Annotated in this window: 11 protein-coding genes; 2 read left to right on the forward strand and 9 right to left on the reverse strand. The window is 41.4% G+C overall.

What is annotated here, in order from left to right:
* Window positions 1-245: 245 nt before the first annotated feature.
* The gene (locus B1R93_RS13450; protein ID WP_088104460.1) at window positions 246-773 is read right to left on the reverse strand and encodes a YwhD family protein; all 528 of its coding nucleotides are present in this window, start codon (window positions 771-773) and stop codon (window positions 246-248) included.
* A 196-nt stretch (window positions 774-969) separates the two neighbouring features.
* Here B1R93_RS13450 and B1R93_RS13455 point away from each other — a divergent pair, with 196 nt between their 5' ends.
* Complete coding sequence (locus B1R93_RS13455; protein ID WP_088104461.1) at window positions 970-2,367, forward strand: PAS domain S-box protein; 1,398 nt, start codon at window positions 970-972, stop codon at window positions 2,365-2,367.
* 39 nt (window positions 2,368-2,406) lie between these two features.
* Here the strand turns inward: B1R93_RS13455 and B1R93_RS13460 are convergent, their stop codons facing one another.
* The 6 genes from B1R93_RS13460 to B1R93_RS13485 all read right to left on the reverse strand — a co-directional run bounded on the left by B1R93_RS13460 (window position 2,407) and on the right by B1R93_RS13485 (window position 8,630).
* Complete coding sequence (locus B1R93_RS13460; protein WP_088104462.1) at window positions 2,407-2,910, reverse strand: YwgA family protein; 504 nt, start codon at window positions 2,908-2,910, stop codon at window positions 2,407-2,409.
* 13 nt (window positions 2,911-2,923) lie between these two features.
* Window positions 2,924-4,222 carry an HD domain-containing protein gene (locus tag B1R93_RS13465; RefSeq protein WP_088104463.1) on the reverse strand — a complete coding sequence of 433 codons (1,299 nt, stop codon included), beginning with the start codon at window positions 4,220-4,222 and terminating at the stop codon, window positions 2,924-2,926.
* 251 nt (window positions 4,223-4,473) lie between these two features.
* Window positions 4,474-5,256, reverse strand: coding sequence for a PHP domain-containing protein (locus tag B1R93_RS13470; RefSeq protein WP_088104464.1), 783 nt, complete (start codon window positions 5,254-5,256; stop codon window positions 4,474-4,476).
* A gap of 12 nt (window positions 5,257-5,268) precedes the next feature.
* Entirely contained in the window at window positions 5,269-6,078 is an 810-nt protein-coding gene (locus B1R93_RS13475) for an energy-coupling factor transporter transmembrane component T family protein (RefSeq protein ID WP_088104465.1), read from the reverse strand.
* The gene (locus tag B1R93_RS13480) at window positions 6,050-7,783 is read right to left on the reverse strand and encodes an ABC transporter ATP-binding protein (protein WP_342587526.1); all 1,734 of its coding nucleotides are present in this window, start codon (window positions 7,781-7,783) and stop codon (window positions 6,050-6,052) included. Before B1R93_RS13480 ends, B1R93_RS13475 begins: the two co-directional genes overlap by 29 nt.
* Complete coding sequence (locus B1R93_RS13485; RefSeq protein ID WP_088104467.1) at window positions 7,755-8,630, reverse strand: DUF8171 family membrane protein; 876 nt, start codon at window positions 8,628-8,630, stop codon at window positions 7,755-7,757. Before B1R93_RS13485 ends, B1R93_RS13480 begins: the two co-directional genes overlap by 29 nt.
* A gap of 191 nt (window positions 8,631-8,821) precedes the next feature.
* On the opposite strand from B1R93_RS13485, the gene B1R93_RS13490 reads away from it, so the two are divergent.
* Window positions 8,822-9,655 carry a MurR/RpiR family transcriptional regulator gene (locus B1R93_RS13490; protein ID WP_088104468.1) on the forward strand — a complete coding sequence of 278 codons (834 nt, stop codon included), beginning with the start codon at window positions 8,822-8,824 and terminating at the stop codon, window positions 9,653-9,655.
* Between the two features lie 152 nt (window positions 9,656-9,807).
* Here B1R93_RS13490 and B1R93_RS13495 read toward each other — a convergent pair whose 3' ends face one another.
* Together B1R93_RS13495 and B1R93_RS13500 are read right to left on the reverse strand one after the other, a co-directional pair.
* Window positions 9,808-10,953, reverse strand: a complete 1,146-nt coding sequence (locus tag B1R93_RS13495; protein ID WP_088104469.1) for a glycerate kinase — start codon at window positions 10,951-10,953, stop codon at window positions 9,808-9,810.
* A gap of 30 nt (window positions 10,954-10,983) precedes the next feature.
* On the reverse strand, window positions 10,984-12,252 hold the full coding sequence (locus B1R93_RS13500; RefSeq protein WP_088104470.1) for a GntP family permease: 1,269 nt from the start codon (window positions 12,250-12,252) through the stop codon (window positions 10,984-10,986).
* Between the last annotated feature and the right edge of the window lie 29 nt (window positions 12,253-12,281).

Below are 12,281 nucleotides of genomic sequence, written 5' to 3' on the forward strand. Positions count from 1 at the left end.
GCGCCGTTTCTAAGCTTGACTTACCAACATTATCGTTAACTAATGTCAAAGTGTTACATGACATAATATGAAAGCACGTGAAGGGATCTCCCTCCACGTGCTTTCGTGTCCTAGTATAAATATGCCTTTATACTACATCAAGTTTACTCCGTCTTGTCGAAAAGCTCAATAGCCCCGATAAGTGTTCAAAAATCGTTCATAGTTAATTGAATATAGGGGTTTACAAATCACTTATCATCGTTCTTTTATTTTCCAAGTAAGTCATGATGCAATTTTTCCTCAGAATGGTTCCACATGTCCTCATTATGATTTATAAGAAAGTCAGCCAATATTTTTCGTGATGTTTCATCCATATGATCGACGAGAATATGCCCTTTCAACGATTTATCCATTTTATTCACATGCTCTGGTAGGCTCTTATAGCCACGGCGAATTTCCGTATCAACGGTCATCTCACAACCAGTTACTCCACCATAGTAAGGCTTTCCATCCTTATAATGAATCGAAACCCATACTAGCCAATAAAGCTTTCCATTTGGTACCTCTTCTTTATTCGGTAAAAATTTTATCCGCTTTTCAACAGCGGAACGAGCATGAAGTGCGCCCATATCAACAAACGCTTCTCCTGCTTTCGGATCGACAAAGACTGGTGACACATTATCGAGGTTTAGGACCCCTGCCCCATAACCACCGTGTCCGTCCGTAGAGTCTCCACTTAAAATGTTAAATCCGCCAGTTTTCTTTTTTAAATTATCGTTATTTAACAAATCCATGCTTACCATTCCCTTCCCAATGTCTCTTGCGGTTATTATAACATTTCAAGCGATTACAGGAAATCAAGGACAAACGAGAAAATATTTGTTCAAAAGCATCGATCATGATACACGAAACTAAGCACATTTTATTTCAGTAATATAGTATAGTATAATTGTTATAAAGTTTTAAACTTTCCGTATCTTTGGAGGAACTATGAATGTAAAAAAGTTAGATTCTTTTGAAATATTGGATAAAATAACGGATGGCTTCTATATTTTAGATGCAAATTGGAACTTTATTTATATGAACAACGCAGCCGAAACAATCCTAAATCGTTCAAAAGAGGAGTTACTCGGTCGTTCGATTTGGAATGAATTTTCTGATGCCGTCGATTTACCGATCTATGATCACTATCATTCAGCTTTGAAAAAGAAGCAATCTGTTAATTTTGAATTTTATTATCCTTCGATGAAACAGTGGTTTAATGTACGTGCCTATCCTTCAAATGAAGGACTTTCTGCTTACTTTCTTGATATTACAGCTGCAAAGAACCAGAGTCTTTCAAGAGAACAACATTATCAGTCGTTGTTTTTAAATAACCCTGATGCTGTCTTTTTATTTGATATTACTGGTAAATTTATTTCCGGTAATCACGCGCTTGAGGTTTTAACAGGCTATGGGATCGATGAATTGTTGAATATATCTTTTGAACCTTTAATTATTGAAGAGGATTTAGAAAAGACCGTCTATCATTTTAATGAGACAAAAATGGGCATTCCCCAAAATTATGAAACTAGATTTTATCATAAAAGTGGACAGGTTCTTCATTGCAGTGTTACGAATATCCCGATCATTCTTGATGGGCAAATTTCCGGTGTGTACGGAATTTCCAAAGATATAACGTTTCAAAAAAAAGCAGAGAAACTTATTGAAAACGCTGAGAAGCTTTCCTTAGTCGGACAATTATCGGCTTCGATTGCTCATGAAATTAGAAATCCCCTCACCACCTTAAAAGGTTTTTTGCAGCTATCGAAAACGGAAAGAGCAATGAGTGAAAAGTATATTGATATTATGCTCTCTGAAATGAATCGAATTGAATTAATTACTAGTGAGCTCCTATATTTAGCGAAGCCACAAGCCATGCACTTTACATACTCGAACATCGAAGACATTCTTGATGATGTTGTGCACCTTTTCCAATCTCAAGCACTCATAAAAAACATAACGCTCATTTATGAACCTATAAAAGAAATCGGTTCGATTTACTGTGTAGCGAATCAGCTGAAGCAAGTGTTTATTAACCTTTTAAAAAATGCATTTGAGTCTATGCCAGAAGGCGGGGACATTAAAGTTAGTCTTGAAAATTTTGATGAGGAACAGGTTTTAATCAAGATTATTGACCAAGGTTGTGGTATTTCTGATGAAATTGCCCCGAAAATTGGTCTGCCCTTTTATTCAACGAAAGAAAAGGGGACCGGGCTTGGCATGGGCACTACATACAAAATTATTCATGAGCATGGCGGGAAGATTACCTTTGATAGTGCGCAAGGCAAAGGCACAACCTTTAGAATCTTCTTACCGAAGCATCCTCCTAAAAGCGGAGGTAAATAGAAGAGCTTGTCAACGTCATGGTGTTGACAAGCTCTTTTATTAATGAACAATCACTCGTAGCTTCTCAATAAATTGATACGCTTCTTCTATATCAGCTTCACTATAATTTTGCTTCCGTTTTAACGTAAATACCTTTTCTACTACTTCTTCCTTTGACATTTCCTCAAAGTAAAGGAGCGTCGACACTAGCTCAAGAAAACGTGAGCTTTGTTCATTTAACGCTTCAATTAATGATTTCACTTCAGGGAGTTCTAGTTGGTAAAGCTCCAAAAATTTCATCCCTTCTTCAGAAAGAGTATAACGATATTGATAGTAATTCCCTTTGTCTTCCTTTTGTTCATTCACAAAGCCTAAATTACAAAGCTCTTCAATTCGGAGCGTCAATTCCTCTGAATAAGGGCCGAACATATGAAATTTGAAACGCTCTGAAAAAGGGATATTCATTTTTTTAGCTATATAAATTATTTTTTGCAGCTTTTTCCGTCCAATCACTTCACCAGCCTGCAAAAAAAGCGCCATCACCTTTGCATGGTCCTTTAACAACCCGTTCTCCCCCTTATTTTAATAATATATCTAGAATACGCCGCTTCGTTTCTTTATGTTCACGCTCATCCTCTAATAAATCGAGTGGAAAATATAGTTTATGGTCCGTACGTTTTTTTCCTGAAATCGCCTCTACTACATCTGATTCGCGAGAAAGCTCACGAATTTTTCCATTTGGCATCACAAGATGAATCGGTAGCCGTTCCTCCTCTTCGCCTGGGCGGTAAAAATCATACGGTAAGTCTGATGAAGAATCAACGACGAGATAATACTCGGGATCAATGCCTGCCTTAAGGAATAAGGCTTGTAGCTCGGGCCAATCCGTCATTCGTTGATTCGGATTAAATTCTACATATTTAAACAGCTTTCTATCTAGAAATCTTACACAAAGATCTCGTAAAATGCGATCCTCTTCTTCCTGCCAAATTTGAAAATAATAGAGTGCTATCGACTCATCTAGCCGCAAATAGTCACTCAGACTCCCTTTTCCACTAAAAAAAGAATAAAAATGATGCGGCAGCTGTTTGAATTCGTATCCACCTTCATGTAAGTCTTTAGCACGCTTAAGGATTTTACTTAAAATCACTTCCGCACTTCGAGTAACTGGGTGAAAATAGACTTGCCAATACATTTGATAGCGGCTCATAATATAATCCTCAACTGCATGCATTCCACTTTGTTTAAATACAACCTGGTCCTCAACCGGGCGCATTACCCTTAAAATTCGTTCCATGTCAAAATGTCCATAGCTTACACCTGTATAATACGCATCTCGCTGCAAATAATCCATCCGGTCAGCGTCAATTTGACTTGAGATAATGCTCGTTACTAGTTTATTTGAATAGGTTTTTTCAATGACATCGGCCACAGCCTTTGGAAACCCCGCTCCGACATTGGAGAGCACTTGGTTGATTTCCGTATCGCCAAGAACGATTTCGCGTGTCCATTCCTCATGGTCGGTGTCAAACACCTTTTCAAACGAATGAGAAAACGGCCCATGTCCAACGTCATGTAATAAAGCGGCTGATAAGGTTAAGAGTCGTTCTTCGGGGTCCCAATGTGGGCGCCCATTAAAATTATCCAATATTCGTCTTGTAATTTCATAAACCCCGAGTGAGTGATTAAATCGTGTATGCTCTGCCCCGTGAAAGGTTAGAAATGTCGTTCCAAGCTGACGAATACGACGTAAACGCTGAAATTCTTTCGTTCCAATCAGATCCCAAATTAATTCATCTTTAACATGTATGTAACGATGTACTGGATCTTTAAATACTTTTTCTTCGCTTAACTGACCGTAATAAGGTTTCGTCATGTCCGTCCCCTCTCATCTTCCGGTTAATCTGGTACCCTGTTATTATAACGAAATTATCCTACACTGTCTTTTAAAGATCGGCCAAGTTCTAAATTAAACCTATAACCAAGAGACGGCCCTAAAAAAAGCCACTGTAGAAGGTAAAATTCACCTTCCCAGCAGCTTGATTAAATAGGGATATATGGATTTACTACATTTATAGGGATGTTTACCTTTCTTATCGTAAGGCTTTGGAGACAGCTTAATGTTGTTTATACGAATTCATCGAGCGCTTCCGACACATTTTCAAGCTTTTTCTTCAATAGCTTCTTTACTAGCTTTGCTGCTTTTACCTTTGTGTACAGGCACGAAGACTGTTCAATTTCATAAGCACGGTCAACAATATTTGATCGAAGCTCTTCAATCGTCTCACATGCTCGCGCAAACCGATTGCTGATGCATCCATATTGCAAGAAATGATGTGTATCACTTCCACCGATAATCGGGATATTTAACCTTTCTCCTAACGCCATCACTTGCTGATAGTTTTCCTTAAGTCCTTGCGAATATTGGTCCTTGCCATTTAAATCAAACGCATCCAAACGTGAAAGCTGTTCAATAGATAGATGATGAAGCGGGGTACTCGAGCGATATGGATGAGCCCCTATCTTTAGTATGTTATAGCCTTCAACCAAATCAAGTAGTCTATCAAATTGTATAAAGTCTTGTTCATGCGTATGTGGTTCAAGCGCTTCTCTTATGGCAAGAATGTGCTCTCTTGGCCCAATAAGAAGAATATGGCCTGTTTCTTTTATATCCACTTCGATTCCTGGAAAAACCTTCATCCCTTCTGCCTCATAGTAATGCTGACGATAATCATAATTTTGATCAAGAAACTCGTAAATGTCCTGAAAGCGCAGCGTGTTAAAATGCTCTGTCACAGCAATTGCATCTAAGCCGCTAGCTTTTGCTTCCTGCATCATTTCTACAAAATACGCAGCTAAAAATGGTGATTTCTTTGAGAGTTTAACATGGGTATGAAAATCAATCTTCATTATCGTCTCCTTCTATGCACTCCAAAATAGGATGATTATAAACACGGTTGAAACGAATAGAAATAGATAATCCCGAGATTGGAATGACAAGTATGATAGTTTGATTTTTTTCACTTCAGGCTTCGTTGCGGCATACGAGAATCCTTTTGATTCAAGAGCCTCCACAGTTGTTCTTGCCCGTTTAGCAGTACTTAAAATAAGAGGGTAAAAGGAGAGTACAGCAATCTTCGAAAAATAAACAATCAATCTCCAGTACAAAAAGCCTTTTTTAGTAGGTGCTTTTCCACGAAGACGAAAGGATAGAAACACATGGTGATATTCTTCTAGTAAACTTGGCAGCATTCGATAGCCATAAGCGATACTAAACGATACCTGTCCAGGAACACCAATGCTTAACAATCCATCACTTAATTTCTCAGGGTCCATCGTGCTAAAAACTGAGATACTTGCTAATGAAATAATCGATACCTTTAACGTTAGAACTATGAGCGGAAAAATCGTATCAAGATTCCCACCAAAAAACCACGAAGCGACTAGTAAATAACCGGCTTGGCTAATTAAACCCATACATAATATGAAAATAATAAGTGGACTCACTCGTGACATGGCGGTCATAACGACGACAAACGCAAACATTCCGATTAACACCGTTTCTTGGTGGATAAACCATGGGGTAAAGCCGAAGAACAAATACCAGATGAACAACGTGCGCGGATCGAGCTTTGCCAGAAACGTATCACCATTGCCGTATGCAGTATGAAGTAATTCAATTTTCACTTGCTCAACAGACGCCTTATCCAACAGTTTGCGAACATACTCCATTTGCGGTCTCCTCCTTTTGTAGCGCCACAAAGTCTTCAACCGTGTAACAAAGTCGTTCGAGGTTAAGCACCTGACTAAGTTCTAGAATTTGTGGTGGGACTAAACCCGCCTGAGCAAGCAAATCAGGGTCACCAAAAACAGAATCTCGGTTTCCGTCATGAAGAATCTGTCCATTACTCATGACAATAATTCGGTTCGCCCATTCTGCAACGAGCTCCATATCATGGGTAGCTAGGATGACTGTTTCTACTTGTCCCTCTAGCTGGTTCATCGTTTCCAAGATATCCTTTCTCGTTGCCATATCGAGATTGGCGGTCGGCTCATCCAATAGCATGACAGCAGGATTCATCGCTACTCCTATCGCCAGTGAAGCTCGACGCTGTTGCCCTCCACTCATTAAACGTCCATCACGCTCCTGCAAATCGGTTAAGCGAAAGCGAGCTAAAATATCATCCACCCGCTGTTGATAGCCTGAGATGTTTCTAGCTTTAAGAAAGAATTCAACGTCCTTACGTACAGAATCATCGATAAACATTTGCTCTGGGTTTTGATAAATAAACGTTACAAGTTCAGCTAGGGTCTCGGGGGAGCTTTCCCGAGTATTAATTCCTTTCACCATCACTTGACCTTGATCAGGCTTCGTTAGTCCAGTTATTAGTCTCATTAACGATGATTTTCCGGCACCGTTATTTCCAACGAGAGCAACACGCTCTCCTTTATTAAAGCTAATAGAGATATCTTCTAATACTTGCTTCCTCGTTCGATTCACCGTTTTATAGGAAAAACTAACATTCATGATTTCAATGACAGCCTCCGTTTTCAACCGTTGCTTTAAAAGAGCATGATCGCGATTTCCTTTAGGAGGACATCGAAACTGTTGTACAGCCTCATCTAACGTCACTGGCAAGGTTGAATAATTCAGCCGATGAGCAGCCTGTGTCACCTGAGGGGGATAAATGTGTCGACTCATTAACTCATCTACTTGCGACAACGCCTCTTTCGTTCGCTTCTGCCAGATCACCTCACCGTCATCCATTAAAACAACATGCTTACAGTACTCCGCGATAAACTCCGTATGATGCTCAATGACAATAATCGTTTTCTGCTCCCGTTCATTAAAGGTTTTTAATATGTCATATATGTCTCGCGCATGCTGCGGATCCAACTGGGCGACTGGCTCATCGATAATTAATATATCTGGATCTAATGACATCGCACTCGCTAAAGCTAATAAATGCTTTTGCCCACCACTAAGCTGCCACACAAATTCACTCGCATACTGCTGTAATCCGGTAAGCTGTAATGCTTTTTGACCTTGTTCACGAAACGAACGAATCCCATAATTAAGTGGGGCAAAGCTAGCATCATCAAGCACGGTTGGACGAATAATTTGATTTTCAAAGTCTTGGTATACATATCCGACATGCTTAGACATTTCTGCCACTTTTGCTTGGGTTGTTCCTACTCCGTTGACCATAACCGTTCCGCTAAAATCTCCAACATAGTAGTGAGGAATTAAGCCATTTAATGTTTTACATAGTGTCGTTTTTCCACTACCGTTTCCTCCAATAAGGGCGACGAAATCTCCGCGTTCAATCGATAAGGAAACATTTTTTAATACTGGCTTTTCCCCACCAGGATATGTAAACGTAACATCCTCTAAATGAATGAATGTATTATCCTGCATGTCGCGACTCACTTTCACTATCTTTCCTTTTCCTTATCATGAGGGCGATAACAAGCATACTAATGACAGCCGCTACGGCAATACTCACCCAAATAAACCAATCTCCATACACCTCAACGAAATCAGCATCCCATTCAATTAATGCCATATCAGCCTCAGCCAAAAATTCTGAAATCATCGCAATAAAAGCTAGAATAATGGTACCTACAATTAAACGCGGCGTCATAATTTCCGTGAGCGAGTAACGAACCGTATTATCCCTTGGCTTCATCCCGAGGAGCGGCTCAACTTTTCCATATAGTCGAGGCACTAAATACATAGTCGGGAGTAAGGCAAACAAAACCCCTGAAAATAGAACATCATTTAAGAATGAAACCCCTTCGATTATAACAATGCTTTCCGCTAAGCCTGGGACCGCCTCTAACTCTTCCACTCCAATCCATACCTTTCCGATATCAACCATCGCCGAAATCATTTGGTGAATCGCTACTCCGGTAATAGCAGCCATTCCGACCTGCCGTTTGTTTTTCGGATCGTTGACAAGTGTACCGGCAATAAACATCGCTAGCGAGAAGGCAATAAACTTTTCAAGTTCGCCTAGACCCCCAAACTGCCCGAGCATAATTTCTCCAAAGATGACTTCCCCAAGTGAAGCTCCAATTGCGGCGTAGAGAGGGTGGAAAAGAATACAAAGCGTGAGCGGAATAAACGCAAAGTACTCAACGGATAGTTCAATTGGGCCTAGCTGTACTTTAGGTATAAGTTCCGTAATCATGTTTGATAGACCATATAAGGACATTGATAAAATAAACACCATCATTTTTTGAGATTGCGTTAGCATATACCTTTTTTTCAGAAGTGACATTCCTTCTTCCTCCTTGTTGTATTGGACTTACATTCAGTATAGAAATAGTTTATTAAAAAGGTTTGGTTGTCTTGTAAACGCTCAGTAAACTTTGTATCTTTTTCCTTTATTATGTAAAAAAACTTACATACACGTCCTTATTGAGCGATCTTTATGCTACGATGTTGGCAAAACTAGGAAGGAGAGAAGGAATGGTTCACTTTTATTGGGATACGAAAAACATGTCACAAAACCAATACAAAATTGCCGAATATATACAAAAAAACATTCATGATGTGTTGTTTTCGACCGAGCAGGAAATTGCCGATCAATTGGACATAAGCATCGCTTCGGTCTCACGATTTTGGCGCGCAGTTGGCTATAAAAATTTAAAAGAGTTCAAAGCAAAGGCGAAGGAACAATTAGAAGTTACCCCTGCAAGGAAGCTTAAAAACGTTCTCACAAAGGTTGATCGCACTCATCCCCAAAATCACTTCATGGAAAACAGTGTTCATCATATTCTCGAGACGATGAACCAGTTCTCATCTACTACGTTTACAGAGGCGGTTGAAACATTAACGTCGGCAGAACGGATTTATTTGTATGGACCTGGCCCTTCCGTAGGTTTAGCCGAACTGATGCAATACCGCATTCATCGTTTCGGATTATCGATTCATCGATTCCAACGAAGCGGAAGCGAACTGCTCGAGGATTTGCTTCATATACGTAAAGACGATGTTGTTGTTCTTTTTTGCTTTATTCGGCTTCTACCGGAAGCTAACGTTATTTTAGCGGAGGCAAAGCGAATTGGCTTTCGAACGATTGTTATTACGGATCGGCTGCTTTCTACGTTCCATAAGGAGGCAGATGTCGTCTTATTTACGAGCAGAGGAGAGTTATGGGAGTTTCATTCGATGGTTGCCCCAACCTTTATGGTGGAAAACTTAATTATTGCCATCGGTATGAACAATCAGCACGAAAGCATTGGGCATCTTGAACAATTAGACACGCTTCGGAGGCAATATCGCCATCAGCTACCTAGATAGTAAGAGGAATGTGCGGAGTCGTTACATCTTTTACTGTGCCAGAAGGTTGTTGGCACAGCCTTCATACAGTGAGTGGGGCACTGAAAAAGGATGGGTTTCCCTTTTTCAGTGCCCTTTAAGTAAGTGGGGTTCTCATCGTCTAGCGAACGGAGTCATTGCAAGCACTTCCTTAATTTTAACGTTCTTGCGATATTGGTTGCTGTTTGTTCTAAGTAGAGTAAACCATTTTCAAAGGCATCATCTAATGAGATCACACTCGGGACTATCGAAAAGGCTGCGTCAATTCCGTGTTCAAAAATGACGTCGTGACCTGGTGCTAGCTGTCCGGCAATCGCAATAACTGGAATGCTTTCTAGCTTTGCTGCTGTTGCGACGCCAATAGGCGTTTTTCCGAAAACGGTTTGCCGATCTAAGCGCCCCTCACCTGTAATGACTAGGTCAGCACCTTTCATACGTTCGCTGAATTTCGTTGCTGCTAAAATGAGGTTTATACCACGTTCTAAGCGAACATCAAGAAACGCTAGCAGCCCCGCACCTAAGCCCCCGGCAGCACCTGCACCTGCGCGCTGGCGAACGTCCTTCCCTGTTGTCTCATAGATAATCGTAGCATAGTGAGCAAGACACTGGTCTAACGTTTCAATCATCTCGTCAGTAGCCCCTTTTTGAGGTCCATAGATGGCTGCGGCTCCTTCTGGTCCTAGTAATGGGTTATCGACATCACAAGCAACCTCAATCGTCACATCTTGTAAACGAGGATCGATTATTGAAAGGTCGATTTCATGTAATGTAGAGAGAGCACTTCCCCCATATGCAATAGCCTCCCCCTCTCTTGTTTTCAGCTGAACGCCTAACGCCTGGGCTAATCCTGCTCCCCCATCATTTGTCGCACTCCCGCCAATCCCGAGAATGATATGCTGAGCTCCTTTTTCCAAGGCATCGACGATTAATTGCCCTGTCCCGTAGCTCGTTGTATAAAGTGGATTCCGTTTCTCTCGTGGGACTAGGTGCAGGCCAGAGGCTGCGGCCATTTCGATTACTGCGACGTTGCTATCCCCGGAAAGTCCGTAGCTAGCCGTTATTTTATGACCAAGTGGACCAACAACCTCAACATGCTGAAGTGTTCCGTTCCATGCATCAACAAGCGATTGAACCGTCCCTTCTCCCCCGTCCGCCATCGGTATCTTCTCATAAATAGCTTCAGGAAATATCCGTTTAAAACCGGTCTCGATCGCTACTGCAGCTTGCCTTGCTGAAAAGCTTTCTTTAAATGAGTCTGGTGCGATTACAATTTTTTTCATAGCTATCCCTACCTTTTCGATCGAATCATCTTACAAAAACCACTTAAACACGCCAAATATGACAGTTGAAACCATCGCGATAGCAAGGCCAACGAGAGATTCGTATGGGATCAGCTTAAGTCTCTCATTTACCTGCATCGCGACACTCCCCGCCGTAGCATGAAAAAAGCTTCCATGCGGTAAATGGTCAAAAACGGTTGCCCCGGCATGAATCATTGCGGCACCTGCCAAGCTCGCCACTCCTACATCCAAAATTGTTGCCCCAAATACACTGCTCGCAACAGCTGATCCCGCAGTAGTGGAAGCCGTTGCTGCTGACATAAACATTCCTGAGGCTGGTGCTAGCACATACGCTGGTAACCCTAAACTGTCTAACCCGTTTATAAGCAAATGTCGTAAACCCGAATTTGAAATGATTCCAGCAATTGCACCAGTTCCTATTAACAAAACCGCAACCCCGGTCATTTTCTTTAAGCCTTTTGCGGCATATTCATTTAGACTTCGAAACTTCCCCATCATAATGGCACCTAGTATGCCTCCAATCGGCAGAGCAATCATTGGATCGATGACAATGTTAAACAGCGGACGAAGCATTAGTAATATGATGGCGATGATAGGTGCGGCGACAGCTACAAGAAAAGACGGCTTTGTATCCTCTGTTTGACTTTCGATTTCTGCACGCTCGACAGCCATTCCTTTCGTCGATAATCGGTTTGCCAATACATATGTAACGATAAGGCCAAACAGCCCTGGTATAATCCCCGCTGCCATAACCGAAGAAAGTGGGACATGAAACGCTTCTGCTACTGCAATTGCATTTGGATTAGGGCTCATTACATTTCCGGCTTTACCGCCCCCAATCATCGCTAACAGTATGGCTGTTTTTGAGAGCTCCGCCTTTCTTGCAATCGCAAGTGCAATCGGTGCTACGGTAATAACCGCCACATCGACAAACACCCCGACAGCCGTTAACATCATTGTAGCAACTGCTAAGGCGAATAACGCGCGCGTTTGTCCGATTTTATTAACAATCCCATTCGCAATCGTAGCAGCAGCACCTGATTCGATTAATACACCTGCTAAAACCCCTGCCGCTAATATGCGTAGGACAGCAGGAATCATCCCTGATGCCCCGTCAATCATTAAGTTCACAGTCTGAACAACCGAGACACCTCCAACCATTCCACCTATAAGCGCTCCTCCTAACAACGCGTAAACGGGTGCTGCTCTTTCTAAAATCATAACAATCGCCAGTATTAGCCCTATTAAGGCACCAGCTGCCGAAACTTGGATGTCCATCCATCCTCCCCCTTACTATGCTCGAATCA

This window comes from Halalkalibacter urbisdiaboli, assembly GCF_002156385.1.
Lineage (GTDB): Bacteria > Bacillota > Bacilli > Bacillales > Bacillaceae_D > Halalkalibacter_A > Halalkalibacter_A urbisdiaboli.

Coding starts and splice junctions, on each gene's coding strand:
- B1R93_RS13450 (WP_088104460.1), bottom strand. CDS start 773: ATGGATTTGTTAAATAACGATAATTTAAAAAAGAAAACTGGCGGATTT.
- B1R93_RS13455 (WP_088104461.1), top strand. CDS start 970: ATGAATGTAAAAAAGTTAGATTCTTTTGAAATATTGGATAAAATAACG.
- B1R93_RS13465 (WP_088104463.1), bottom strand. CDS start 4,222: ATGACGAAACCTTATTACGGTCAGTTAAGCGAAGAAAAAGTATTTAAA.
- B1R93_RS13470 (WP_088104464.1), bottom strand. CDS start 5,256: ATGAAGATTGATTTTCATACCCATGTTAAACTCTCAAAGAAATCACCA.
- B1R93_RS13475 (WP_088104465.1), bottom strand. CDS start 6,078: ATGGAGTATGTTCGCAAACTGTTGGATAAGGCGTCTGTTGAGCAAGTG.
- B1R93_RS13485 (WP_088104467.1), bottom strand. CDS start 8,630: ATGTCACTTCTGAAAAAAAGGTATATGCTAACGCAATCTCAAAAAATG.
- B1R93_RS13490 (WP_088104468.1), top strand. CDS start 8,822: ATGGTTCACTTTTATTGGGATACGAAAAACATGTCACAAAACCAATAC.
- B1R93_RS13495 (WP_088104469.1), bottom strand. CDS start 10,953: ATGAAAAAAATTGTAATCGCACCAGACTCATTTAAAGAAAGCTTTTCA.
- B1R93_RS13500 (WP_088104470.1), bottom strand. CDS start 12,252: ATGGACATCCAAGTTTCGGCAGCTGGTGCCTTAATAGGGCTAATACTG.